22 protein-coding genes are annotated in these 26,164 nt (G+C 63.9%); 10 read left to right on the top strand and 12 right to left on the bottom strand.

The window, feature by feature from the left end:
* Positions 1-127: 127 nt before the first annotated feature.
* Positions 128-520: a 30S ribosomal protein S9 gene (rpsI, locus tag ACZ0AJ_RS00525; protein WP_183556746.1), complete on the bottom strand. Its 393-nt coding sequence runs from the start codon at positions 518-520 to the stop codon at positions 128-130.
* Between the two features lie 9 nt (positions 521-529).
* Positions 530-958: a 50S ribosomal protein L13 gene (rplM, locus tag ACZ0AJ_RS00520; RefSeq protein ID WP_183556744.1), complete on the bottom strand. Its 429-nt coding sequence runs from the start codon at positions 956-958 to the stop codon at positions 530-532.
* Between the two features lie 263 nt (positions 959-1,221).
* Between rplM and ACZ0AJ_RS00515 the strand changes: the two genes are divergently transcribed.
* Genes ACZ0AJ_RS00515 through ACZ0AJ_RS00500 form a run of 4 tightly spaced genes read left to right on the top strand, consistent with a single transcriptional unit; the run spans position 1,222 to position 5,065 of the window.
* Complete coding sequence (locus ACZ0AJ_RS00515) at positions 1,222-2,661, top strand: alpha/beta fold hydrolase (protein WP_499453197.1); 1,440 nt, start codon at positions 1,222-1,224, stop codon at positions 2,659-2,661.
* 14 nt (positions 2,662-2,675) lie between these two features.
* On the top strand, positions 2,676-3,407 hold the full coding sequence (locus tag ACZ0AJ_RS00510) for an ABC transporter ATP-binding protein (protein WP_499453195.1): 732 nt from the start codon (positions 2,676-2,678) through the stop codon (positions 3,405-3,407).
* Positions 3,404-4,588, top strand: a complete 1,185-nt coding sequence (locus ACZ0AJ_RS00505; RefSeq protein ID WP_499453193.1) for an ABC transporter permease — start codon at positions 3,404-3,406, stop codon at positions 4,586-4,588. The genes ACZ0AJ_RS00510 and ACZ0AJ_RS00505 overlap by 4 nt, the downstream gene beginning before the upstream one ends.
* A 54-nt stretch (positions 4,589-4,642) precedes the next feature.
* A complete protein-coding gene (locus ACZ0AJ_RS00500; protein ID WP_499453191.1) occupies positions 4,643-5,065 on the top strand; it encodes an OsmC family protein in 423 nt (140 codons plus the stop codon).
* 165 nt (positions 5,066-5,230) lie between these two features.
* On the opposite strand, the gene coq7 is transcribed toward ACZ0AJ_RS00500, so the two are convergent.
* Positions 5,231-5,875, bottom strand: a complete 645-nt coding sequence (coq7, locus tag ACZ0AJ_RS00495) for a 2-polyprenyl-3-methyl-6-methoxy-1,4-benzoquinone monooxygenase (protein WP_499453189.1) — start codon at positions 5,873-5,875, stop codon at positions 5,231-5,233.
* Positions 5,876-5,890: 15 nt separating this feature from the next.
* Complete coding sequence (locus ACZ0AJ_RS00490; protein WP_499453187.1) at positions 5,891-6,322, bottom strand: hypothetical protein; 432 nt, start codon at positions 6,320-6,322, stop codon at positions 5,891-5,893.
* A gap of 230 nt (positions 6,323-6,552) precedes the next feature.
* On the opposite strand from ACZ0AJ_RS00490, the gene ACZ0AJ_RS00485 reads away from it, so the two are divergent.
* From ACZ0AJ_RS00485 to ACZ0AJ_RS00475, 3 genes are read left to right on the top strand one after another with little or no spacing between them, the layout of a single operon-like run.
* Positions 6,553-7,446, top strand: a complete 894-nt coding sequence (locus tag ACZ0AJ_RS00485) for an ABC transporter ATP-binding protein (RefSeq protein ID WP_332532559.1) — start codon at positions 6,553-6,555, stop codon at positions 7,444-7,446.
* 2 nt (positions 7,447-7,448) lie between these two features.
* Positions 7,449-11,054 (top strand): ABC transporter permease/M1 family aminopeptidase, encoded by a 3,606-nt coding sequence (locus ACZ0AJ_RS00480; RefSeq protein ID WP_499453185.1) that lies wholly within the window; start codon positions 7,449-7,451, stop codon positions 11,052-11,054.
* A 43-nt stretch (positions 11,055-11,097) separates the two neighbouring features.
* Positions 11,098-11,304: an addiction module protein gene (locus tag ACZ0AJ_RS00475; protein WP_332532557.1), complete on the top strand. Its 207-nt coding sequence runs from the start codon at positions 11,098-11,100 to the stop codon at positions 11,302-11,304.
* 71 nt (positions 11,305-11,375) lie between these two features.
* Here the strand turns inward: ACZ0AJ_RS00475 and ACZ0AJ_RS00470 are convergent, their stop codons facing one another.
* The 4 genes from ACZ0AJ_RS00470 to ACZ0AJ_RS00455 all read right to left on the bottom strand — a co-directional run bounded on the left by ACZ0AJ_RS00470 (position 11,376) and on the right by ACZ0AJ_RS00455 (position 17,221).
* A complete protein-coding gene (locus tag ACZ0AJ_RS00470) occupies positions 11,376-14,045 on the bottom strand; it encodes a DNA topoisomerase III (protein WP_499453184.1) in 2,670 nt (889 codons plus the stop codon).
* Positions 14,046-14,289: 244 nt separating this feature from the next.
* Positions 14,290-14,748 carry a Smg family protein gene (locus tag ACZ0AJ_RS00465; RefSeq protein ID WP_183556726.1) on the bottom strand — a complete coding sequence of 153 codons (459 nt, stop codon included), beginning with the start codon at positions 14,746-14,748 and terminating at the stop codon, positions 14,290-14,292.
* Between the two features lie 213 nt (positions 14,749-14,961).
* A complete protein-coding gene (gene dprA / locus ACZ0AJ_RS00460; RefSeq protein WP_499453181.1) occupies positions 14,962-16,092 on the bottom strand; it encodes a DNA-processing protein DprA in 1,131 nt (376 codons plus the stop codon).
* 7 nt (positions 16,093-16,099) lie between these two features.
* Positions 16,100-17,221, bottom strand: coding sequence for a LysM peptidoglycan-binding domain-containing protein (locus ACZ0AJ_RS00455; protein ID WP_499453179.1), 1,122 nt, complete (start codon positions 17,219-17,221; stop codon positions 16,100-16,102).
* A 282-nt stretch (positions 17,222-17,503) separates the two neighbouring features.
* Here ACZ0AJ_RS00455 and def point away from each other — a divergent pair, with 282 nt between their 5' ends.
* Positions 17,504-18,043, top strand: coding sequence for a peptide deformylase (gene def, locus ACZ0AJ_RS00450; protein WP_183556720.1), 540 nt, complete (start codon positions 17,504-17,506; stop codon positions 18,041-18,043).
* Complete coding sequence (gene fmt / locus ACZ0AJ_RS00445; protein WP_499453177.1) at positions 18,043-18,990, top strand: methionyl-tRNA formyltransferase; 948 nt, start codon at positions 18,043-18,045, stop codon at positions 18,988-18,990. The genes def and fmt overlap by 1 nt, the downstream gene beginning before the upstream one ends.
* A 96-nt stretch (positions 18,991-19,086) precedes the next feature.
* Here fmt and ACZ0AJ_RS00440 read toward each other — a convergent pair whose 3' ends face one another.
* The gene (locus ACZ0AJ_RS00440; RefSeq protein ID WP_499453175.1) at positions 19,087-19,317 is read right to left on the bottom strand and encodes a BrnA antitoxin family protein; all 231 of its coding nucleotides are present in this window, start codon (positions 19,315-19,317) and stop codon (positions 19,087-19,089) included.
* A 236-nt stretch (positions 19,318-19,553) separates the two neighbouring features.
* Here ACZ0AJ_RS00440 and metH point away from each other — a divergent pair, with 236 nt between their 5' ends.
* Positions 19,554-23,324 (top strand): methionine synthase, encoded by a 3,771-nt coding sequence (gene metH, locus ACZ0AJ_RS00435; RefSeq protein WP_499453173.1) that lies wholly within the window; start codon positions 19,554-19,556, stop codon positions 23,322-23,324.
* Positions 23,325-23,576: 252 nt separating this feature from the next.
* Here the strand turns inward: metH and ACZ0AJ_RS00430 are convergent, their stop codons facing one another.
* The 3 genes from ACZ0AJ_RS00430 to ACZ0AJ_RS00420 all read right to left on the bottom strand — a co-directional run bounded on the left by ACZ0AJ_RS00430 (position 23,577) and on the right by ACZ0AJ_RS00420 (position 26,078).
* Positions 23,577-24,854 carry an EAL and HDOD domain-containing protein gene (locus ACZ0AJ_RS00430; RefSeq protein WP_499453171.1) on the bottom strand — a complete coding sequence of 426 codons (1,278 nt, stop codon included), beginning with the start codon at positions 24,852-24,854 and terminating at the stop codon, positions 23,577-23,579.
* A 97-nt stretch (positions 24,855-24,951) separates the two neighbouring features.
* Positions 24,952-25,740, bottom strand: coding sequence for a class II glutamine amidotransferase (locus tag ACZ0AJ_RS00425; RefSeq protein ID WP_499453169.1), 789 nt, complete (start codon positions 25,738-25,740; stop codon positions 24,952-24,954).
* Positions 25,741-25,820: 80 nt separating this feature from the next.
* Positions 25,821-26,078, bottom strand: a complete 258-nt coding sequence (locus ACZ0AJ_RS00420; RefSeq protein ID WP_183556710.1) for a BTH_I0359 family protein — start codon at positions 26,076-26,078, stop codon at positions 25,821-25,823.
* Positions 26,079-26,164 lie beyond the last annotated feature (86 nt).

Below are 26,164 nucleotides of genomic sequence, written 5' to 3'. Positions count from 1 at the left end.
GGACGAAGGGTGCATTTTAACAGCCTGGGAAATGCGGGGCGTACCGCTCTGTAAAGCAAAAAAGCCGCCCAACCTTGCGGTGGACGGCTTTTTCGGCACAGCGCCCGAAGGCGCTGGCAACAGCGAATTAACGCTTCGAGAATTGCTTTGCGCGACGTGCTTTGCGCAGACCAACTTTTTTACGCTCGACTTCACGCGCATCGCGGGTGACGAAGCCAGCACGGGCCAGATCTGGCTTCAGTGCTGCGTCGTAGTCGATCAGAGCGCGGGTGATACCGTGACGGACGGCGCCAGCCTGGCCCGACTCGCCGCCGCCGTGCACGTTGACTTTGATGTCAAAACGCTCGACGTTGCCGGTCAGTTCCAGCGGCTGGCGAATGACCATCAGGCCGGTTTCGCGCGAGAAGTATTCCGAAGCAGGCTTGCCGTTCACGATGATCAGGCCGGTGCCAGTTTTGATGAACACGCGAGCGACTGCACTCTTGCGACGGCCGGTGCCGTAGTTGTAGTTACCGATCATGTCAGTTCCTTAGAGGGTCAGTGCTTGTGGTTGCTGAGCAGCGTGTGGGTGCGAACCTTCCGCGTACACTTTCAGCTTCTTGATCATTGCGTAGCCGAGTGGGCCTTTAGGCAGCATGCCCTTGACCGCTTTCTCGAGTGCGCGACCTGGGAAACGCTGTTGCATTTTCAGGAAGTTCGTTTCGTAGATACCGCCCGGGTAGCCCGAGTGACGGTAGTACGTTTTTTCGGTGGCCTTGGTACCGGTCACACGCAGTTTGCCTGCATTGATCACAACGATGAAGTCACCGGTGTCGACGTGCGGGGTGAATTCCGGCTTGTGCTTGCCGCGCAGTCGGAGTGCCACTTCGCTGGCAACACGTCCGAGGACCAGGTCCGTCGCGTCAATGACAAACCAGTCGCGCTGGACTTCATGGCCCTTAGCGGAAAAAGTTTTCATGTTTATTCCAAAATAAAAAATTGCTCAAATGGTGGTTCCGCCCTGTACTTCAGCGGACTCGGCCTTGTTATCTTTTCCTGAGCAAACGGAAAGCCGACGATCATAACCTGCACGGGCACTGCCGTCAATCGCCATCTGGTGATTTCAGGGGCCATCCCTGCCACAGTCCTGACCCGGTCCGCATGCCTTGATGCATAGTTGAAACAATGGGTTGACCATAGAAACAACGCGAACTTATCATCGTTGCAACCTGAGGAGATGTCGTGACGATATTCAAGATTTTGCCCGCCCTGCTGGCGCTGCCGCTGCTGCTGGCTGCGGGTAGCGCCAGCGCCGCCGCACCGGCCGTGACGGACCGCAGCTGCCACCTGCCCGGCGTGGTCGAGGCGCTGCGCTGCGTGAGCGTGACGGTGCCGCTCGACCATGCGAAGCCGCAGGGCCCGACGCTGGCGCTGCACGTGACCGTGGCGCCGGCCTTCCGCCAGGGCAGCCGCACCGATCCGCTGTTCGTGCTGGCCGGCGGCCCGGGCCAGGCGGGCAGCGATGTGCTGGTACTGCTCAAGGCCGCATTCGACCGCGTGCGCGCCACGCGCGACATCGTCTTCATCGACCAGCGCGGCACCGGCCGTTCGGGCAAGCTCGGCTGCGTCAGCAAGCCCGAACACGACACCATGGGCGACGCCGAGCTGATGGCCGAACTGCGCGCCTGCATCGCGGCCAACACGTCGCCACTGAGCGCCTACACGACGCTGGCCGCTGCGCGCGACCTCGAACGCGTGCGCCTTGCGCTGGGCTACGGCCAGGTCAATCTGTGGGGCGGCTCGTACGGCACGCGCCTGGCGCAAACCTATGCCCGCGCCTATCCGGCCAGCGTGCGCGCGCTCGTGCTCGACGGCGTGGCCGCCCCCGACCAGGTGATCCCGGCCGGCGGCCGCGACTCGCAGACCGCGCTCGACGGCGTGTTTGCCGCCTGCGCCAAAGACGCTGCCTGCCACAAGGCATACCCGAACCTGCGCGCCGAATTCGATGGCCTGGTCACCCGGCTCGAAGCGGGCGACCTGCGCCTGTCGCTGCCCAATCCACGCACGGCCGAGCAGACCAGTTTCACGATGTCGTCCGACCGCTTCCTGGGCACCGTGCACAACATCCTGTATGCGCCAGCCGATGCACGGCGCCTGCCGTTCCTGATCCATAACGCGAGCCGCGGGCGCTGGCAGCCGTTCATCGCGCGCCAGAACCTGGCCGGTGACTTCGGCAACGATGCGAGCATGTCGATGCTGCTGCACTTCGCCGTGGTGTGCGCCGAAGACGTGCCCCGTTTCACGCCCGAGCTGATGAAGCTTGATGCCGCCGTATTGGCGCGGCCGCTGGCCGAGATGATGCCGAAGCTGTGCAAGGACGACATCAAGGTACCGGTCGTGCCGTATGCAGAACCGACCCGCATCGACGCACCGGCCCTGCTGCTCTCGGGCGCGCTCGATCCGGTCACGCCGCCGCACCGCGCCGCGAGCGCCGCCCGGTCGATGGCGCATGCCCAGCAGATCGTGGTGGCCAATGCCGGCCACGGTGTCTCGCAACTGGGCTGCGCGCCGCGCCTGCTGCGCGCTTTTCTCGACCATCCGCAGGACAAGCTCGACGCGGCCTGCATGGCCGAGATCCCGGCGCCCACCTTCCAGCTCGGCAGCGCCGGGCCGCAACCATAAGATTCGGACACGCCATGATCGAAGTTCACGATGTACGCAAGGCCTTCGGCGCCGTCCAGGCGCTGGGCGGCGTTTCCTTCACCGCGCGCGATGGCCAGATCACCGCACTGCTCGGCCCCAACGGCGCCGGCAAGACCACCCTGCTGCGCACGCTCGTCGGCCTGCTCAAACGCGACCACGGCAGCATCCTGGTCGGCGGCGTCGACCCCGAACAGGACCCGATGGCGGTGCGCCGCAATATCGGTTTTCTCACCGACCAGTTCGGCCTGTACGAGCGCCTGACCACCCGCGAATACCTGCATTATTTCGGCGAACTCAATGACATGCAGGCCGCGGCACTGCGCACGCGCATCGGCGAAGTGGCCGAGCTGCTGGGCATGGAAGACATCCTGGATCGCCGGGCCAAGGGCTTCTCGCAGGGCCAGCGCATCAAGGTCGCGCTGGCACGCACGCTGCTGCACCGCCCGCGCCACCTGCTGCTCGATGAACCGAGCCGCGGCCTGGACGTGATGAGCACACGCGCGCTGCGCACGGCGCTGAACGCGCTGCGCGAGGACGGCAGCTGCGTGATCATGGCCACCCACGTGATGCAGGAAGTGACGCACCTGTGCGACGACGTCATCGTCATCGCCAAGGGCCATACCGTAGCCCAGGGCTCGCCCGAAGAACTGTGCCGGCGCACCGGCATCACCAACCTGGAAGACGCCTTCGTCAGCCTGGTCGGCACCGAAGAAGGTATCGCATGAAGTCCAAGATCCGGATCGTGTTTTTGAAAGAGCTGCGCGAGATGCTGCGCGAGCGCCGCACGCTGGCCTTCCTGCTGGCCGCCTCGCTGATGTACCCGGCCATCATCGGCCTGCTGCTGAACCAGATGATCGAGCGGAACACGCGCACCGAGCGTGAAGGCATCGAGATGGTCGTCATCGGCGGCGCCAAAGCGCCGACCCTGATGGCCCAGCTGCGCGAGCGCAGCGTGACCGTCACCGAGGCCGCGCCGATGAATGAGGACGCGATTGGCGAGCTGCTGCGCGCCAAAAAGACCGTTGCCGTGCTGCGCGTGACGGACGACTACGTCGCCAACTACCAGGCCATGCGCCCGGCGCGCCTGGAGCTGTGGTTCGATTCGTCCACCGAGAGCGGCCCGCAGCGGCGCGATGTCGAAGACATCCTGCAGGCCTACAGCAGCAATATCGCCAGCGCGCGCCTGCTCGCGCACGGCGTCTCGCCCGCCACCCTCTCGCCCATCGAACTGCAGCGCCATGACACGGGCACCAATGCCTCGCGCTCGGCGATGGTCATCGGCGGCATCATCGGCATCCTGTTTTTGCCGGCGTTTTTTCTGAACCTGTCGGCGGCCGTCGACAGCACGGCGGGCGAGCGCGAACGGCGCTCGCTCGAAGTGCTGATGGCGCAGCCGGCCCGCAGCTGGGAGCTGGTGGTCGGCAAATGGCTGGCCGCGAGCGTGCCGTCGCTGCTGGGCGTGACGCTGATCCTGTGCGTCGCCCACGCGATCCTGCGCTGGCTGCCACTCGAGGAAATCGGCATGTCGTGGAACCTGGGCTGGGGTGAGCTGATGCTCGTGTGCCTGGTCACGGTGCCGCTGTCGCTGCTCTCGAGCGCCCTGTTCATTGGCCTGGCGATGAACGCGAAGACCTTCAAGGAAGCCCAGACCACGGTCAGCTTCGTGACCATCCTGCCCGTGATTCCGGGCTTCGTGATCTCGTTCATGGAACTCAAGACCGCGACCTGGATGTATCTGGTGCCGATGCTGTCGAACCAGACCCTCGTCAAGGAACTGGCCAAGACGGGCGACATCGGCCCGCTGCCGTTCGTGCTGACATTCCTGTGCGCGCTGATTCCGGCGCTGCTGGTGGTGGCGTTCGCGAGCTGGCGCATGAAGAGCGAGAAATACGTGCTGGGTGTGTGATCCCGCCGTACAATCGAAGCCCCTTTTCAAGAACACAGCACAGCGGAGCAGAACATGGATGTAAAAGTCAGCTGGAACGGCCCGTCGGGCATGAGCTTCCGGGCCCAGACGGGCAGCGGCCACATGGTGGCGATGGATGGTGCGCCGGAAGGCGGCGGCCATAATCTGGCACCACGCCCGATGGAGATGGTATTGATCGGCACCGGCGGCTGCGCCGCGTATGACGTGGTGCTGATCCTCAAGCGCGGGCGTGAAGACGTGCGCGGGTGCGACGTGACGCTGCAGGCCGAGCGCGCCGAGACCGATCCGAAGGTCTTCACGAAGATTAACTTCCACTTCGTGGTCACGGGCCGCAATCTGAAACCGGCGGCCGTCGAACGCGCGGTGCAGCTATCGCATGACAAGTACTGCTCGGCGTCGGCCATGCTGGCCAGGACCGCCGAGATCACGCACTCGATCGAGATCGTCGAAAGCTAGGCCGCTCGTCCTGATTTGTTGACGCTGGCACGTCGTTCCCGCGAAGGCGGGAACCCAGGTCCGATGCACTGCCACTGACGTTGAAGCAGGTAGCATGCTGGGCCACCTGGATTCCCGCCTGCGCGGGAATGACGTTCAAGGGGCACGGGTGCAAGGCCCCTCCGATCAAATCCGATACGCCGCCGTCGTCATGACCTTGGCCATCGCCCGCATCGCCATCTTGACCGGCATCGGCAACGGGGCTGCGCCCATCGCCTGGGCCGCGTCGGCGTGCGCGATTTCGTCGATGCGCATCTGGTCGACGATCGCGCGCGATTTGGCGTCCTGCTGCGGCAGCAGTTCGAGGTGGCTGTTCAGGTGCGCCTCGACCTGGCGTTCGGTCTCCACCACGAAGCCCAGGCTGACCGGATCGCCGATCCGGGCCGCCACCGCGCCCATCACATAGGCGCCCGCATACCACAGGGGATTCAGGACGCTCGGTTGCGAACCCAGTTCGTCCAGCCGCTGCGCGCACCAGGCCAGGTGGTCTTCTTCTTCTTGCCCTGCTTCTTCGAACTGTGCGCGCAGTTGCGGCGTGTGGGCGAAACTGGCCTGCGCATCGTACAACGCCTGGGCGCACACTTCGCCGACATGGTTCACGCGCATCAGACCCGCGCTGTGACGGCGATCGGTATCGGACAGTTCGCTGTCCATGGCGTGCGTGGCCGGGTTCGGGCGCGACATGGCGGTCACGCCGCCGACGACGCGCAAGGCCTTGTCGACGCCGACAATCAGATGGTCCAGGGGGCTGATGAAACGATTCGCGGTCATGGCTGGCTCGGTAATCTAGTCGCTGAGGCCTTCATTATAAGCTTTAGTTCTCGCGATCCACTCGACCAGCGGGCCTTCGGGCTCGATGCCCGAGATGTTCTTGGCCACGCCCAGGTTCAGTTCGAGCAGGTACGGCACCGACACGATCGGCACGCCGGGACAGTGGCGGGAAAACGCGTCCAGGAAACGGCTTGACTCCACGGTGGGCATGACCTTTTCGCCGCTCATGAACTGCAGCACGCTGGTGATCGTGTGGCCGTTGCCCAGCGTGTGATAGATGAAGCGGTTGAATTCGCGGTCGACGGTCTTGAAGTCGATTTCGTCCTTCGTCATCAGGCCGGCCAGGTACACCAGGCCCAGGCCGACGCGGAACCAGTCGGTCGATTCGGCCCGGCTGCGCCCTTCGCGCATCAGGACCAGCAGTTTGTCTTGGGTGGCGGCATCCATATTGCCATTATCCATAATTTGGACGGGCGCGGGCCGCGCACCCGTTGCGCGGGACAACAAATTTATAGAAAGAAACCCGGCATGCACCCTGTCACCGGATAATGCAGCCTGGGGCCCGCTTTGGCCCGTGTATCGCACCGTGCCTGTCCTGGCCGTGACGATTGAATACAATGCCAGTGTGAAAAAAGAGTAGCTGCGATGTAAATACATCACTGCAGCCGGGAGTTGTCATGCAATTAAAGATCCGCAATTTGTCCAAGACCTACGCCAACGGCGTGGTCGCGCTCGACCGTGTCACGCTGAATATCCCGGCCGGGATGTTCGGGCTGCTCGGCCCGAACGGCGCGGGCAAATCGACACTGATGCGGATTCTCGCTACGCTGCAGGAATGCGACGCCGGCTCGGTGTTCCTCGACGATATCGATGTGCTGGATGAAAAAGACGCGGTGCGCCGCATGCTCGGCTACCTGCCGCAGGATTTCGGCGTCTACCCCAAGGTCACGGCCTACGACCTGCTCGACCATTTCGCGCAGCTCAAGGGGCTGTCGCACCGGGCACGCCGGCGCGAGGTCGTCGACGGCCTGCTGCAGCAGACCAATCTGTGGGACGTGCGCGCGCAGCGCCTGGGCACCTTCTCGGGCGGCATGCGCCAGCGCTTCGGCATCGCCCAGGCCCTGCTCGGCGACCCGCGCCTGATCATCGTCGACGAACCCACGGCCGGCCTGGATCCGCAGGAACGCGTGCGCTTTCATAACCTGCTGTCGGACATCGGCGAAGAGCGCACCGTGCTGCTCTCGACCCACATCGTGTCCGACGTGGCCGACCTGTGCGCGAATATGGCGATCATCAACAAGGGCCAGGTGCTGCTGTGCGGCGAGCCGCAAGAACTCATCTACGGCATCGAAGACTTCATCTGGGCGCGCTTCGTCACCAAGGCCGAACTGCCGGCATTTCAGGCACGCCACAGCGTGATCTCGAGCCGCCTGCTCAGTGGCCGTACGCTGATCCACGTGTATGCCGAGGACGATCCGGGCGATGGCTTCGAGCCGGCCCGCGCGAGCCTGGACGACGTGTACTTCGCCACCATCGCCGGCCGTCATAATCCCGCCGCCGGGGATTGCTGACCGTGCGCGCGCTGCTCGTCATTGCCCGCTTCGAGGCCAGGCAGCGCCTGCGGCTGCTGTCGACCTGGGTGTATTTTGGCGGCTTCCTGGCGCTCGGGATGCTGTGGATGGTGGCGTCGGGCGGCGCGTTTCGCGAGCTGTCGATCACGTTCGGCACCCGCATCGCGATCGACGGGCCGCGTCAGATCGCACTGGCCACGGCGATGCTCGGCAGCCTCGGGGTCATCGTTGCCGCCGCCGTCATGGGCCGCGCGGTGCAGCAGGATTTCGAGCACGAGATGCACCACTTCTTTTTCAGCGCGCCGCTGCGCAAGGCCGACTACGTGTTCGGCCGCTTCCTGGGCGCGTACGCCACGCTGGCCGTGATCTTCGCCGGCATCGTGCTGGGCCTGTGGTTCGGCACCATGCTGCCCGGGATCGCGCCCGATCGCCTCGGCGCCGCGCCGCTGGCCGCCTGGCTCACGCCGTATCTGTTCACGCTCCTGCCCAACCTGTTCATCTTTGGCGCGATCTTCTTCGTGCTGGCCGCCCTCACCCGGCGCATGCTGCCGGTGTACGTGGCCAGCGTGATCATGACGCTCGGGTACACGGTCGCGCCGTCGCTGGCGCGCGACCTCGATTTCAAGACGCTGGCCGCGCTGATCGACCCGTTCGGCACCACGGCCCTGATCCGTCTGACCGAATACTGGCCGCTGGCCGAGCGCAACGCGCGCCTGATCGCATTGACCGACGTGTATCTGGTCAACCGCGTGATCTGGGCCGGCTTCTCGCTGCTGGTGCTGCTGCTTGGCTACTGGCGCTTCCAGGCTGTCGGCGAGACCGAAGGGCAGACGCGCGCGCGCCGCAAGCTGGCGCCCGAACTGCCGTCCGGACTGCCCTCCGGACTCACCCCGCCCTTGTCGCGCGCGGCGCGCGACACCAGCACGCCGCCCGATTTCGCGGCCCGCAGCCTGGCCGTGCTGCTCGTCAAATCGGGCTGGGGCGAGCTGCGCGAATCGACCCGCAACGCGTACTTCGTGGCGCTGGCCACGGCCGGCGTGCTCGCGCTGATCGCCAGCGCGCTCGACCTGGGCGCGATGTATGGGACGCCAACCTATCCCGTCACCTACATGATGCTGGAACTGATCCGCGATGTGACGGGTCTCTTCGTGATCATCACGACCATCTTCTATGCCGGTGAACTGGTCTGGCGCGAGCGCGAGATGCGCACCAGCCAGATCCTCGATGCGCTGCCGGTGCCAAGCTGGCTGCCACTGGCCAGCAAGACGCTGGCGCTGGTCGGACTACAAGCCTGCCTGCTGCTCGTTGCCATGGTCACGGCCATGCTGATCCAGCTGTTCAAGGGGTACTTCCAGCTCGAACCGGGCCTGTACCTGCAGGCGCTGTTCTCGATCATGCTGCCCCACTTCGCGCTGCTCGCGGTGCTGGCGATCGCCGTGCAAGTCATCGTCAACCACAAATACCTGGCCAACTTCGTCATGATCGGCTGGGTGCTGGCGGCGCTCACCTTCAATGGCGCGGGCCTGGATCATCCGCTGGTGCTGTACGCGGTCTGGCCCGACCTGACGTATTCGGCGGTGAACGGCTTTGGCCACTACCTGCTGCGCGAACGCTTCTACCTGCTGTACTGGGGCGGCGCGGCGCTGATGCTGCTGGGCGCGGCGCGCGCTCTGTGGCCGCGCGGCGTCGACAGCGGCTGGCGCGAGCGCCTGCACCTGGCGCGCCGCAGCTTGAGCCTCCCGGTGCTGGCCACGATCGGCGCCGGCGCCGTCGTGTTCGCGGGCAGCGGCGCCTTCATCGCGTGGGAAATGGCGCAGGGCGGCTACCTGAGCGCGCGCCAGACCGAACAGCTGCGCGCCGACTACGAACAACGCTACCACCGCACCGCCTTCCTGCCGCAGCCGCGCATCACGGCCGTCAGGCTCGACACGGCCATCCATCCGGCAGCGCGCGCGCTGCAGGTCAAGGGCCGTTATCAGCTTGAAAACCGCAGCGGCAAGCCGGTGTCGGACGTGGTGCTGTACCAGCAACGCGGCGCGCGCCTGAACGTGACGTTCACGCAGCCGGCAACGCTGGCGGCCAGTGACCCGGAGCGCGGTTTCTATCGCTACCGCCTGGCCGCGCCGATGGCGCCGGGCGCGCGCATGGCGCTCGACTTTACCGTCGACTACGCGCCGCGCGGCCTGCTGGGCCTGGGCAGCGAAACGCCAGTGGTCGGCAACGGCACGTTCTTCACGAATGACGTCATGCCGCGCATCGGCTACCAGCCGGCGGTGGAACTGCGCGACGAGCGCGATCGCCGCCGTTATGGCCTGGCCCCGCGCGCGCGCATGGCCGCGCGCGACGACCCTGCGGCGCGCGCCAACCACCTGCTGGGCGTGGACGCCGACTGGATCGACTTCGAGACCACCGTCAGCACGAGCGCCGACCAGATCGCGGTGGCGCCAGGCACGCTGGTGCGCGAATGGAGCCAGGACGGGCGGCGCTACTTCCGCTACAAGATGGACCGCCCGATGCTGAACAACTACGCCTTCCAGTCGGCGCGCTACGAAGTGCGCCACGAACGCTGGCAGGACGTGACGATCGACGTGTATTACCACCCGGGCCACGAAGCCAATGTGGAGCGCATGGTACGCGGCGCCCAGGCGGGCCTCGACTATGGCGCGCGCAACTTCGGGCGCTATCCGCTGCGCGAATTGCGCATCGTCGAATTCCCTCGTTACAGCACTATGGCCGTTGCCTACCCGGGCATGATCCCGTTCTCGGAAAGCGCCGGCTTCATTGCGCGCATCGATCCCGGCTCGCCGAAAGACCTCGACTACCCGTTCTACATCAGCGCGCACGAGACGGCGCACCAGTGGTGGGGGCACCAGTTAGTGGGCGCCAACACACGGGGCAGTGCGGTGCTGAGCGAAGGGGTGTCCGAATACATGGCGCTGATGGTCATGCAACGCGCCTACGGCGCGGGCAAGATGCGGCGTTTCCTGCGCTATGACCTCGACGGCTACCTGAGGGGCCGCGCGAACGAGCAGCGCAAGGAAGCGCCGCTCGCGCTCAACGAGCAGCAGCCGTACATCCAGTACCAGAAAGGCGCGCTGGCGCTGTACCTGATGCAGGACATGCTGGGCGAGGATGTCGTCAACGGCGTCTTGCGCGGGCTGTTGGCGCAGCACGGCTACCAGGGCCCGCCCTACCCGACCGCGTCAAGCCTGATCGACGGCCTGCGCGCCGTCACACCGCCCGCGAAGGCCTATTTGATCGACGACCTGTTCGAATCAATCGTGCTGTACGAGAACCGGGCCGACAGCGCCACGGCACACCGGCGCGCGGATGGCCGCTACGACGTGACGATCCGCGCCAGCGCCGGCAAGATGCGTGCTACCGACCAGGGCGAAGAGCAGCCGATGCCATTACACGATTTCATCGAATTCGGTGTGGACGACAGCGACGGCAATCCTTTGGCACGCGAACGGCGCCTCGTCAGCAAGGATGAACAGCAGATTACGCTGGTGGTCGATGGCATCCCGGCGCGCGCCGGCATCGATCCCGATAACAAGCTGATCGATCGAAAACCGCGTGACAATATGCGTGCAGTCGACAAGCCGTAGTTCTCGCGCTATGATCAAATCAAAATATGGGGGAGGAAGCGTCATGTCAAACCTGGTCACGGAGATTACCGAAAAAATCCAGATGCTGAACGCAACAGAGAAACAGCAAGTGCTACACATGCTGCTGCAGGACATCGACGGGCCCGATCAGGACGCCGATGAAGCGTGGCGCAACGAAGTCGTGCGGCGCGTGCAAGCCATTCACAACGGCGAAGCAGCGATTCGCGCCTTGAAGGAATGGCAAGACTGACAGCGTTCGGTTCGTCTCACAAACAAAAAACCGCGGCATGCCGCGGTTTTTTTACGCCGGTGGGCGCTGTCTTATTTCGCCGCCGCCTTCTTGGCAGGCGCTTTCTTGGCCGCCGGCTTTTTGGCCACTGCCTTCCTGGCGGCAGGTGCTTTCTTCGCCGCTGGCTTGGCGGCCGCCTTGCGCGCCGCCTTCACCGGTGCGGCTGCACCGTCGACCGTTGCCTCGGCGTCTGCGGCGCCATCGGCAGCGCCCGCCTTGACCTTGGCGCCCGGCTTGGCCTTGCGCTCTTCGAATTCGAAGCTGATCTTGTTGTCCTTGCCACGCACCAGGAACGCCTTGAACGCGCGCCGCGTGCGCTGCGAGACAAAGCCCGGCAGCAGGTCGGTCTTGCCTTCATTGAGCAATTTGCTCATCTGTTCAGGCAGGATTTCTTGCTGCAGGATGATGCGGCCGCTGCGGAAGTCGCACGTCTTTGGCTTGGCCACGCTGTGTTCGCACACATAGGCCAATGGCATTTCGAACACGCCGCCGGTGCACTTCGGGCACGGACCGACCGGCGTCTGGCCAGTAAAGTCCACGCCTTCGCCGTCGGCGCCTTCATCGTCCTGGCCAAAATCGAACTCGAGCTTGAAGTTCTTGATCTCTTCGTCACGCACGATGCGCAGGATGGCGGCAAACGGGCGGCCCATTTTCGAGCGGAAGCCTTGCAGCGGGCCGATCGTGCGTTTTTCAAGCAGCTCTTCGACTTCGCTGATCTCGAACTGGCGGCTGCCCGGCGTCTTGCTCATCGAGAAATCGCATTTGGTGCAGGCGAAGCGGCGGTAGTTTTCCTTGACCACGTTCGCGCAGTTCGGGCACGGGGTGGTCAGCGTCGCGTAGTCGCCCGGAATCGTGTCGTTGCTGTATTCCTTGGCGCGCTTGACGATGATCTGGGTCATCTGGGCGATTTCACGCATGAATTCTTCACGCGAGATCTTGCCCTTTTCCATTTGCGAGAGCTTGAATTCCCATTCGCCGGTCAGCTCGGGCGCTGTCAGTTCATTCACACCCAGGCCGCGCAGCAAGGTCATCAGCTGCGATGCTTTGGCGGTCGGCATCAGCTCGCGGCCTTCGCGCAGCAGGTATTTCTCGGTCAGCAGACCCTCGATGATGGCGGCGCGGGTGGCTGGCGTGCCCAGGCCCTTGCCGGCCATTGCGTCGCGCAGCTCATCCGAGTCGATCAGCTTGCCGGCGCCTTCCATGGCCGACAGCAGCGTCGCTTCGTTGTAGCGTGCGGGCGGTTTGGTGACCAGGCCGTTGGCCGTGATTTTTTCGGTCAGAACCTTCTCGCCCTTGGCCACCGGCACCAGGTTGGCGCCATCCTTGTCGTCGCCCAGGTCCTTGCCGTACACGGCCAGCCAGCCGGGATTGGTCATGACCTTGCCTTCGGTCTTGAACTGGTGACCGGAGACTTCGGTAAAGCGCGTCGTGACCAGGAATTCGGCGGCCGGGAAGAACACGGCCAGGAAGCGGCGCGTGACCAGGTCGTACAGTTTCTGTTCCGGCTCGGACAGGTTTTTCGGGACGATGCCGGTCGGGATGATCGCGAAGTGATCCGAAATCTTGGTGTTGTCGAAAATGCGCTTGTTCGGCTTGACCCAGCCGCCCTTGGTCACTTGCTTGGCGAACTGGTTGTAGTTATTGGTTTCGGCCAGCGCGACCAGCGTTTCCTTGACCGTGGCGATATAGTCTTCGGGCAAGTGGCGCGAATCGGTACGCGGGTAGGTCAGCACCTTGTGCTTTTCGTACAGCGCCTGGGCCAGGCCCAGCGTGTTCTTGGCCGAGAAACCAAAACGGCCGTTGGCTTCGCGCTGCAGGCTGGTCAGGTCGAACAGCGCTGGCGCCATCGACGTGGTCGGCTTGGATTCTTCGGTGACGGCGCCCTGCTTGCCGCGGCAAGCGGCGGCGATCGAGTCGGCCGCGGTCTTGCTCCACAGGCGCTCGGCGCGTTTTTCAGGGTCGTTCTCGTCCTTCTTGAACTTCTGGTCGAGCCAGCGGCCTTCGTAGATACCGGCGGCGCACACGAACTCGGCGCGCACTTCCCAGTAGTCGCGCGGGACGAATTTCTTGATCTTTTCTTCACGCTCGACGACGATCGACAGCGTCGGCGTCTGCACGCGGCCAACGGTGGTCAGGTAGAAGCCGCCCTCTTTCGAGTTGAACGCCGTCATGGCGCGCGTGCCATTGATGCCGATCAACCAGTCGGCTTCGGAGCGGCAGCGCGCGGCGTCGGCCAGCGGCAGCATTTCTTCGTCGCTGCGCAGATTGGCGAAGCCGTCGCGGATGGCGCCGGCCGTCATCGACTGCAGCCACAGGCGCTTGACCGGTTGCTTGGCCTTCGCATTCTGCGCGATCAGGCGGAAGATCAGTTCACCCTCGCGCCCGGCATCGCATGCGTTGATCAGGGTCGTCACATCCTTGCGCTTGATCAAACGATTCAACACCTTCAGGCGCGATTCGGTCTTGGCGATCGGATTGAGCGCGAAGTACGGCGGGATCATCGGCAGGTGCGTGAAGCTCCACTTGCCGCGCTTGACGTCGTGCTCTTCGGGCACGGCGATTTCGAGCAGGTGGCCAACAGCCGACGAGAGCACGAATTCGTCCGATTCGAAGTACTCATCGTGCTTGGTGAAGCCGCCCAGCGTCTTGGCGATGTCGTTCGCGACCGACGGCTTCTCGGCGATGATGAGGGATTTGGTCATAGTGTTTCTCGTCGTACTGTCTATATAGTGTGGGGCTTGCGCATCATACATGCTCGGGCCGGCGCCGGTGAAATTCTGGCCATCATGCCAGTTTGGTAACGTCCTGAATGAAGCGGCCAATGATAAGCGGGTTTTCGCGCTTCCGGCAAGGGGCCGCCCCACGCTGGTGCATTCAGACAGACAGGCCGGAAATACAAAACGGGGCGCGCAGCCCCGTTCGTTTATTACCCTTATTGCACCGAATTTAGTGCAATAAACGCGGCTCCTGCTCGTCGTCGTCGCTGAACAGATCGTCGAACATCAGCGCGTCCGGCTCCTTGCCCTGACTCCACAGCACCATCAGCACGATGATCTTGAGTTTGCTCAATGCAATGGGCGATTCGTCGCAGGCGAGCGCACGCTCGATGACGATTTCGCGCTGGATCGGGCCGAGCACCTTGGCGCTTTCGAGGAAGGCGATGAAGCCGATCGCTGCGCTGCCCAGCTCGATATATTCTTCGTCGACGTAGTAACGGGTGCCCGTGGACGCATCGATTGTTTCGGGCAGCGGCGCGTCGGTCAACCCGCCCAGCCAGTCGAGCGCCTCCGTGATTTCGATGTCATCGAAACCAACGGCGGAGAGCTTGCGCGCCAGGGCTGCCGGCTCGGGGCAGGCGTCGGGACGGTAGTACGTCTCGTAGAGATAGACCAGGATGTCGAACATAGTGACGCTACTGTAGCAGCTAAACTTCGTGAGGCACAAGTGGAGCACGCCAGCCACGCCGCACCACGGAAAAACCGTTGTATCCAAGCCTTGTTCAATAAGCCAGCTTATTAATAATGATTAAAAACAAGCACATACCATTGGCATAATACGGATCGGGAAGCATCACCCCGCTGTCATTGTCGGTCATAAATACGCCCTGCCACGGCGCTGTCAACGCCAGATGCGCTGCACGCGGCCGCCCGGCAACTGTGTCACGAGGCCGGCCAGTTCCAGCTCGAGCAGGCGTGCGCCAAGGGTCCCCGGATCGAGCGCCAGGCGGGCCAGCAGCGCGTCGAGCGCGACCGGTTCGTGGCCCAGAGCGCCAAGCAGGATGGCATCGTCCTCCGACGCAGGCGCGGCGGCATCGACCTGCGGCAGCCCTGCCAGCGGCGACATCCGCATTGCCGTCAACACATCGTCCACCGTCTCGACCAGTTGCGCGCCTTCGCGGATCAGGCGGTGGCAGCCCTTGGTCAGCGCCGAATGGATGGAACCGGGCAGCGCGAACACCTCGCGGCCCTGCTCGGCTGCCAGTTGCGCCGTGATCAGCGAGCCGGACTGCGCCGCTGCCTCGATCACCAGCACGCCGGCGGCCAGGCCGCTGATGATGCGGTTGCGGCGCGGGAAGTTGGCGGCCAGCGGCGGCATGCCCAGCGGATATTCGCTGACGATGCAGCCTTGCGCGGCGATCCGGTGCGCCAGCGCCCGGTTGCGTGCCGGATAGACGCGGTCCAGGCCGGTGCCGACGACGGCGATCGTCGAGCCAGCGCCGCGCAGCGCGCCCTCGTGCGCCGCCGTGTCGATCCCCAGCGCCAGCCCCGACACCACGCACAGCCCGGCGCCTGACAACGCGGCGGCAAACGACTCGGCATCCACCCTGCCCTGCACGCTGGCATTACGGCTGCCCACGACAGCGACGAGCGGCTGCGCCAGCAATTCCACGCGGCCACTGACATATAACAGCAGCGGCGGATCGGGAATCTCGGCCAGCGCCGGTGGATAGCGTGGATCGTGGCACGTGACGAGATGGTGGTCAGGCGCGGCCAGCCAGGCCAGCGTGGCATCGATGAGCGCCGCCAGCGCGGGCGTGACGGGGGCGCAGATGGCGCGCGCCTGGGCCGGCGTGACGTGGGCGCCCAGCGCTTGCGGACCGGCGCGCAGGATGGCGCCGGGGGTGTCGAACACGGCCAGCAGCGCGTGTACGCTGCGGCGCCCTACCCCGGCCGCCTGTTCCAGGCGCAGCCAGTCGGCGATCGGAGTGGCGTGCTGGTCCGGCGTTGGGTGGGGATCCGTGGCCTGCACGGCGGGGTTACTCCGGTGATTTGACCACGTCGCCGACTTGCACGGGCGCTGTCACCGTCATGATCAAGCCGTACGAGACGTTCTTGAACACGCGGAAGATGAACAGGCTGCCATTTTGCTCGTCAGGCATTTTCAACTGGGCACGCCCCATGCCGAGGAAACCCCGGCTCGCCGGGTCGGCCACAGTCTTCCCGACATGATAGAGCTGCAGCACGGCGCCGACATCGAGTCCGTCAACCGCGCCCCGGTTGACAGTCACGACCTGGCTCTGGCCGGCGTAAGTCACGCCGGCGTAAATGGACATCACGCGCGCATCGATCGGTTGCAATGGCGCATGCGGCACGTAGTTGCGCACCGGCGTGGGCGGCTGCGGCACCAGCAGGTCGCCCACGCCCATTTCGCGCACGGTGTCGACGACCTGGAAGGTGTGCGCATCGACGCCGGGGCCGGCCGGGGTGACGAGCTTGACGCTGCCCAGGAAAGCCGCCTCATGCGCCATCACCTTGCCGGTCTGTGGATCGCGCAGCACGGTGCCGGGGCGGAACACCTGGTACACCGTGTCGCTCGTGAGCGCGCCATGCACGTACACGCGGTCGCCCTTGCCCAGGTAGAAACGGCCTTCCTGCGAGGCGACGATGCGCGGCGCGCCGGCCAGCTCGTCGGCTTCGACCACCAGCGGCTGGGTCAGGTACGGCTCGATGGCGCCAGCGGGAATCGACGGCACCGCGCCCTGGCCCGTGCCTTCGCTGCGCACCTGCGGCGACAGACGCGTCAGCGGCGGCTGGCCACGGCCATCGCCATCTTCGCCGGGCCGGTTGAACGACAGGCGGCCGCGCGCGCGGTCGAACCAGATCACCTGGCCCGGATAGATCCAGTGCGGGTTGCGAATTTCATCACGGTTCATGCCCCAGACCTGGGGCCAGCACCATGGGTTGCGCAAGAACTTGCCAGAAATATCCCAGAGGGTATCGCGCTTGACAACGACGTGCTTGTCGGGGGCGTCGGGGCGGAACGCGCAGGCCGCCGACGGGGTGGCAGTATCCGTCTGGGCCACGGCGGCGCCGCTCGCGGCGCAGGCCAGCAAGGCCACCGCTGCAGCATGGGCCATGACTGTGCTAAAATTTTTCATTGAAGACGTCCGTTAAGTCCGGCGTTAAGACAGCGTAAATCCGAATACGATTGCAGGCCGCGCGCCTATTGCGCCTGGCCGCGGCGCCAGAAGCATCACGACGTACCGCTCCCCGCCCACGGAAGGGTTGCTGTATAGAATCAAATTCTGCACACAATTGCCTGAACTAGCAAGACAAACCGGCGTTTGTCCTGCGGGGCGTGTGGCGCATTTGCTGTCTGAAATTGTCTGCGCTCCAGCACCCCGTCAACCGCACCCACCCTCTCGAAATCCGAACTGATCATGGCCCTACTCGACATCCTTCGCTATCCCGATCCACGCCTGCACAAGATTGCCACGCCCGTGACCGAATTCGGCACCGAGCGCCTGCGCACGCTGGTTGCCGACATGGCCGACACCATGTATGACGCGCCCGGCGTTGGCCTGGCCGCGAGCCAGGTGGACGTGCACGAGCAAGTCGTCACGATCGACGTGACCGAAGCGCAGGACGATCTGATGGTCTTCATTAATCCTGAAATCACCTGGTCGAGCGACGAGCGCGCCGTGTACGACGAAGGCTGCCTGTCGGTGCCGGGCGTCTACGACGGCGTCGAGCGGCCATCGCGCGTCAAGGTGCGCGCCTTCGATCTCGAGGGCAAGGAATTCACGGTCGACGCCGATGGCCTGCTGGCCGTCTGCATCCAGCACGAGATGGATCACCTCAAAGGCAAGGTGTTTGTCGAATACCTGTCGCCTTTGAAACGCAACCGCATCAAGGCCAAGCTGCAGAAAGAAGAGCGCGGCCTGGCACGCGAAGCGGCCCAGCGCGGCGCGCGTCGTTGATGAAGGTCGTCTTTGCCGGCACGCCGGAATTTGCCGCCGTCGCCCTGCGTGCGATCCACGAAGCCGGTTTTACCGTGCCGCTGGTCCTGACCCAGCCCGACCGCCCGGCCGGGCGCGGGATGCAGTTGCAGGCTTCCAGCGTCAAGCAATACGCGCTGGCGCATGGCATGCCGGTCGCGCAGCCGCTGTCGCTGCGCACCGACAGCAAGGATCCGGAGCGCGCCGAACAGGCACGCGCGGCCCACGCCCAGCTGCTGGCGCTGGACTACGACGTGATGGTGGTGGCGGCCTACGGCCTGATCCTGCCGCGCAGCACGCTCGACATCCGCCCCTGCATCAATATTCACGGCTCGCTGCTGCCACGCTGGCGCGGCGCCGCGCCGATCCACCGCGCGATCGAGGCGGGTGACGTGGATGCCGGCGTGACCATCATGGAAATGGAAGAAGGCCTCGACACCGGCCCGATGCTGTTGATGGAAGGCTTGCCGATCGAGGCCACCGACACCACCGGCACGCTGCACGACAAGGTAGCAGCGCTGGGCGCGCGCATGATCGTCGAGGCGCTGCACAAGATGGCCGCCGGCGAACTGGTGGCCACACCGCAGCCCGAAAGCGGCGTGACCTACGCGGCCAAGATCACGAAAGAAGAAGCCAGGCTCGATTTCACGCTGCCGGCGGACGTCCTGGCGCGCAAGATCCGTGCGTTCAATCCGTTCCCCGGTGCGAATGGCGTGGTCGATGGCGTGGCCGTCAAGATCTGGCATGCCGACGCCGTTGAAGGCAGCGGCGCGCCGGGCCAGGTGCTGCAGGCGGATGCGGGCGGAATCGTGGTGGCATGCGGCGCAGGCGCGCTGCGCCTGACCGAGCTGCAGAAACCGGGTGGCAAGCGCCTGGCGGCGGCGGAATTCCTGAAAGGGTTTGCGCTGACAGGCTTGAGGTTCAGTTAATCAAGCGCCTGCTCCGGATATGACAAGGCAGCCCGCGGGCTGCCGTTTTTGTCTTCACGCCGTGAAAAAGGCGCCTCGCCGGCGCCTTGCAACTGCTTACTCTGCCTGCGAATTACGCTGGGCATCCATATGTTCACGCAGAACCTGGTTGATGCGGGTCTGATAGCCAGGACCTGCGGTCTTGAACCATTCCAGCATATCCACATCCAGACGGATCGTGACGATCTGTTTCACACCATTACTGGCGACTTGCGGCTTCGACGATGCTGCTGAGTCCGTGCTGCTGTCAATTGGCTGATCCCAATCCGGTCGGTATTCTTTGTTCATGCGTAATCCCATCTGTTCACGCCACTCGCGGTGGCTTGACTTCATTGTCGTCTCACCATGTAACGTAAAGATTGCTACTAAGTCGCGAATTGTAACGCCATGTAACACATGCCGTGTTACATACAAAAGGATACATACATGGGTCCGACTTTCAGCGATATCAACGGCTTGGCGTATAATCGTAGACCGCCCAACAGGCTCCATCTGTCAAGCCGCCCTCCTCGAAAGACCTCACCATGAACGCCCGCTCCAACGCCATCTCGCCGATCGAAACCCAGCTGCGTGACATTCTCGCGCGCCGTATCATGATCCTGGATGGCGCGATGGGCACGATCATCCAGCAGTACAAGCTCGATGAAGCGGCGTACCGCGGCGAGCGGTTTGCAACCTTTGCCGCGCCCGAAGGCAGCGGCGCGCGCGAACTGTTCGTCAAGGGCAATAACGAGCTGCTGACGCTGACGCAGCCGCAGATCATCCAGGAAATCCACGAGCGCTACCTGGCCGCCGGCGCCGACCTGCTCGAGACGAACACGTTCGGCGCGACCGGCGTGGCGCAGGACGACTATCACATGGCGCACCTGGCCTACGAGATGAACGTGCAGGCCGCCAAACTGGCGCGCGCTGCCTGCGACAAGTACTCGACGCCGGACAAGCCGCGCTTTGTCGCCGGCGCGCTCGGCCCGACCCCCAAGACCGCCTCGATTTCGCCCGACGTGAACGACCCGGCGGCGCGCAACGTGACGTTCGACCAGCTGGTCGCGTCGTACCATGAGCAGGTACGCGGCCTGGTCGACGGCGGCGCCGACGTGCTGCTGGTCGAGACGATCTTCGATACGCTCAATTGCAAGGCGGCGCTGTTTGCGATCGACCTGTACTTCGACGAACACCCGGATGTGCCGCGCCTGCCGCTGATGATCTCGGGCACCGTGACCGATGCCTCGGGCCGCATCCTGTCGGGCCAGACCGTGCCGGCCTTCTGGAACTCGGTGCGTCACGCCAAGCCGCTGACCATTGGCCTGAACTGCGCACTGGGCGCCGCCCTGATGCGCCCCTATGCGCAAGAGCTGTCGAACATCGCCGACACGTTCGTCTGCATCTACCCGAACGCCGGCCTGCCCAACCCGATGAGCGACACGGGCTTTGACGAGCTGCCAGCAGACACGTCCGCGCTGCTGCGCGAATTCGCCGATGCGGGCTTCATCAATATCGCCGGCGGCTGCTGCGGCACGACGCCGGAGCACATCAACGCGATCGCGACCATCCTCGAGCAGCACGCGCCGCGTAAGATCCCCGAGATCCCGGTGGCGATGCGCCTGTCGGGCCTCGAGCCGTTCACCATCGACGAGTCGTCGCTGTTCGTCAACGTCGGCGAGCGCACCAACGTGACGGGCTCGAAAGCGTTTGCGCGCATGATCCTCAACGAGCAGTTCGACGAGGCGCTGTCGGTCGCGCGCCAGCAGGTCGAGAACGGCGCCCAGGTCATCGACATCAATATGGACGAAGCGATGCTCGACTCGCAGGCGGCCATGACGCGCTTTTTGAACCTGATCGCATCGGAGCCCGATATCTCGCGCGTGCCGGTGATGATCGACTCCTCCAAGTGGTCGGTGATCGAGGCGGGCCTGAAGTGCGTGCAGGGCAAGGCGATCGTCAACTCGATCTCGATGAAGGAAGGCGAAGAAGAATTCATTCGCCAGGCGGTCCTGTGCCGCCGCTACGGTGCGGCCGTGATCGTGATGGCATTCGACGAACAGGGCCAGGCCGACACGTTCGCGCGCAAGACCGAGATTTGCGCGCGTGCTTATAAAGTGCTGACCGAGCAGGTGGGCTTCCCGCCCGAAGACATCATTTTTGACCCGAACATTTTCGCAATCGCGACCGGCATCGAAGAACACGACAACTACGCCAACGACTTTATTCAGGCGTGCCAGTGGATCCGCGACAATCTGCCGTACGCGAAGATCTCGGGCGGCGTGTCGAACGTGTCGTTCAGCTTCCGCGGCAACGATCCGGCGCGTGAAGCGATCCACACCGTGTTCCTGTACCACGCGATCAAGGCGGGCCTGACGATGGGCATCGTCAACGCCGGCATGGTCGGCGTCTACGACAACCTGGCGCCCGAACTGCGTGAGCGCGTCGAGGACGTCGTGCTCAATCGCCGCAAGGACGCCACCGAGCGCATGATCGAGATCGCCGGCACCCTGAAGGCCGGCGGCAACAAGCAGGAACAGAACCTCGAGTGGCGTGAAGCGACGGTGGAGCAGCGCCTAGCGCACGCGCTGGTGCACGGCATCACGCAGTGGATCGTCGAAGACACCGAAGAAATGCGCCAGCAGGTGCTGGCCGCGAACGGCCGCCCGATCCACGTGATCGAAGGCCCGCTGATGGACGGCATGAACATCGTCGGCGACCTGTTCGGCCAGGGCAAGATGTTCCTGCCGCAGGTGGTCAAGTCGGCGCGCGTGATGAAGCAGGCCGTGGCGCACCTGGTGCCGTTCATCGAAGAAGAAAAAGCGCTCGAAGAAGCGCGCACCGGCATCGTCTCCAAGCCGAAGGGCAAGATGGTGATCGCCACCGTCAAGGGCGACGTGCACGACATCGGCAAGAACATCGTCTCGGTCGTCATGCAGTGCAATAACTTCGAGATCGTCAATATGGGCGTGATGGTGCCGTGCGCCGACATCCTCGCGCGTGCGAAAGAAGAAAACGCCGACATGGTGGGCCTGTCGGGCCTGATCACGCCATCGTTAGAGGAGATGGCGCACGTGGCGCGCGAGATGCAGCGCGATCCGTACTTCCGCGACCGCAAGATGCCGCTCCTGATCGGCGGCGCAACCACCAGCCGCGCGCACACGGCCGTGAAGATCGCGCCGTTCTACGACGGCCCGGTCGTGTACGTGCCGGATGCATCGCGCTCGGTGTCGGTCGGCCAGTCGCTGGTCACGGACGACACGCGCGACGCCTACATCATCGAGCTGGCGCAGGACTACGAACGCATCCGCATCCAGCACGCCAGCAAGAAGGCGCTGCCGATGCTCACGCTGGAACAGGCCCGCGCCAACAAGGCACGTCTCGCATTCGCACCGGTAAAACCAAAGTTCATTGGCCGTCGCATCTTCAAGAACGTCGACCTGGGCATGATCGCGCGCTACATCGACTGGGGCCCGTTCTTCCAGACCTGGGACCTGGCCGGCCCGTTCCCCGGCATCCTGACCGATGCGGTGGTGGGCGACGCCGCGAGCAAGGTGTTTGCCGAAGGCCAGGCGATGCTCAAGCGGATCATCGAAGGCCGCTGGCTGTCGGCCAACGGCGTCATCGCGCTGCTGCCGGCGAACACGGTGCATGACGACGACATCGAAATCTACACCGACGAATCACGCTCGCAAGTGGCGCTGACCTGGTACGGCCTGCGCCAGCAAGGCGTGAAACCCATGGTGAACGGCGAGCAGCGCCCGAACCAGTGCATCGCCGACTTCATCGCGCCGAAAGACAGCGGCGTCGCCGACTACATCGGCATGTTCGCCGTAACAGCGGGCCTGGGCATCGAAAAGCACGAGCAGCGTTTCGAAGCGGCGCACGACGACTACTCGTCGATCATGCTCAAATCGCTGGCCGACCGCCTGGCCGAGGCGTTCGCCGAATACCTGCACGAACGCGTGCGCACCGACCTGTGGGGTTACGCCGTCGGCGAAGACCTGAGCAACGAAGCGCTGATCGCCGAAAAATACCTGGGCATCCGCCCCGCCCCGGGCTACCCGGCCTGTCCCGAGCACACAGTCAAAGCCGACATGTTCGCCACGCTGCAAGCCGAAGAAATCGGCATGCAACTGACCGAGTCCTACGCCATGTATCCCGGCGCCGCCGTCTCCGGCTTCTACCTGGCCCACCCCGACTCGAAGTACTTCGTCGTCGGCAAGATCGGCAACGACCAGGTCGACGACATGGCCACCCGCCGCAACATGGACAAACAAGAAATCGAACGCCACCTGGCCCCCAACCTCTCCTGACCCAATGAGGGTCAGAGTAGAATTAATTAGTAATTTTTCCTGATATCACTAATTTTAATTAGGGTCAGAGTCGAATTATTGAGCAATTGATCTCTTTGACAACGGGCTCTGCCATTCGGGGTCGTGCAAATTGGAAAAGTTGTCAAACAATTCGACTCTGACCCTAATTGTTGGGCAATTGCTTTTCTGTGGCGGGATGTGAAACGGGCCGGCAGTTTCCTGGCGGCCCGTTCGGGTGATGTTCTGGTGGCGTCAGATCGCGTAGCGTACTACCTTGTCGCTCCACTCGAATGCGGCTACTTCGAGCTCGGCCAGATCGTCGCCGTCGAAGGCCAGTGACTTCAGGCCGGCGAGCATATCGTCCTGCTCATCGTCCATGCGCTCGATCGATTCGGCCAGCTTGAGCAGTTCGCCAAAGAAGCCCGTGCGGTTCAGGAGCGCGGCGCGCACTTCGTCGATCACAGGGATCTGTTCGACGATGTCGCGCATCGGAATGCAGAACAGCGTGTCCATCAGCGACATCATGCCGACCGTGAACGCGATATCGGCGACGTTGCGCTGCGCCGGGCGCATGCGCTGGGCCAGCAGCTCCATCAGGCGCGCGCGGGTCGTGGCCAGCATCAGAAGCGGACTCTGGCTGTGGCCGCGCACGTCGGGTTCGGCAAACAGCAGGATCTGCAGCCAGCGCTGCAACTGGCGCCGGCCCAGCAGGTTCAAGGCCTGGCTGATCGATTCGATGCGGCGCCCTGCCCCCACTGCCGGCGTATTCACCAGGCGCAGCAGGTTCAGGCCAATCGTCACTTCGCGTTTGACCACCTGCTCGATCTCGGCATTGTCGGCATCCGACGTGATCAGATTCATCAGGTCGAGCACCGTCGTCTGCGATGGCGACAGCTTGCGCCCCGCGATCACGGATGGCTTGGCAAAGTAATAGCCCTGGAAATAGTCGAAGCCGACGTCCAGGCAGGTCCGGTATTCGGTGAGGTTCTCGACCTTCGCCGCCACCAGCCGCTTGCCGGTGTTGCGCAGGCGCGGTGCGAGTGACAGCATCGTCACGAGCGGCAGCGCGCGCAGATCCATCTTGACGAAATCGATCACCGGCAAGAAACGCGACAGCGCCGCGCCGTGGGCCGACGCTTCGGCAGCAAAGCGAAAGCCATGCGACGCCAGGTGCGTCATGCGCTCGATGACGTCGACATCGGGCTCGACCGAGCTGACGATGTCCAGCACCGTGCGCTCGCGCGGCATGAACGCAAACATATCGCTCATCAACGCATCCTTGTCGACATTGATGAACGCCGTCGCATCGCCAATCGCGCGTGGCAGGCCGAGCTGGGACGCATGATGGATGACGCTGGCGCTGGCCGATAGCCCGGACTCGAACTCTGCCGGCCCTTGGGCACTCCCGCGGAACAGCAGTTCGTAGCCATACAATGCCTGGTTACGGTCCAGCACCGGCTGGCGCGCCAGGAAGAAATTGCGCATGCGCAGTGGCTGGGATGCCTCGTCGAGGCGGGCTGTATCGGTCATATCATTCTCAATATCGCGGCAACCGATCTACTTTACCGCATCCCAATGACAGTTGGGTTTCCTAGCGTAAATTTTTTGTGAGAATGTTGGGGAACGATCAAGCCGTTGCCAAGGTCGCGACATCCTGCGGCAAGCCATCGACAAACACCTTGAGTTCACCCGGCGCGAAATGGGTCCATGCCTCGTTCGTCGTCAGCGGTTCAGTCACGATGATCGCGACCCGGTCATCGGGCGTCGTCACCTGCGAAAAGTCCACCGACAGGTCTTCGTCCGACAGGCAGGCCGTCACGAACGGGTGCTTGCGCACGACGTAGCACAGCTTGGTGGAGCAATGCGTGTACAGCGCGGTGCCATCGGACAGCATCATGTTGAAGGTGCCATGGGCGGCGATGTCGGGAATGATGCGCTCGAGTGCGCCAGCGAGCGCGGCGCGCGTGGGTGCCGTGTCGCCGAACTCGCGGCGCAGGCTTTGCAGCAGGAAGCAGAAGGCCAGCTCGCTGTCGGTCGTGCCGACCGGTCGGAATGCGCCATCGAGCACGGGCGCGAACGCCTTTAGGTCGCCATTGTGGGCGAACACCCAATAGCGGCCCCACAATTCACGCACGAATGGATGGCAGTTTTCCAGCGCCACCTGGCCGACGGTGGCCTTGCGGATATGGGCAATGACGTTGGTGGACTTGATCGGGTAACGTTTGATCAGCTCGGCGATCGGCGAGGCGACTGCCGCCTGGTGATCGACGAAGTGGCGTACGCCCGTCCCTTCGAAGAACGCGATCCCCCAGCCATCGTGGTGGGTATCGGTGTGGCCGCCGCGGTGGGCGAAGCCGGTAAAAGAAAAGACAATGTCAGTGGGGACATTGCAGTTCATTCCAAGTAACTGGCACATGGGTACAGCTTCGTATGCTACTGAAATGAGAGCGCCATCACCTTGGCTGGCGATGGCGCGGCAGGTACTTCACCAGCGGCTTAATGCAGCACCACCGGTTGGCTCATCAGGGTGTCGTACTCGCCCAGGAACTCGTCGATTTCTTCCATCGTCGGTTCGCTGGCGATCAGGTTGTTGACATCGCGTCGGAACGATTGCGCGAGTCGGCCGCCGATGAACGCTTCGCGCCGGCCGGCCTTGTCGACGATCTCGAAGCCACCAAAGCGCAGTGCTTCGAGTTCACGGTCGACGCCGAATTCGACGACGCTGTACTGTTCACTGTTATAGATCATGTTCATGTTGACTCCTTCGATCAGAAAGTTGGTGCCAACCTGCCGGATGGCGGCGAATGGCAGGCTGTTCACTTCGATAAAGAGGTGGGGCT

The sequence above is a fragment of the Telluria sp. AC161 genome (genome assembly GCF_979258535.1).
The sequence above is the reverse complement of the archived record's forward strand: the minus strand, read 5'-3'. Positions and strand labels throughout refer to the sequence as shown.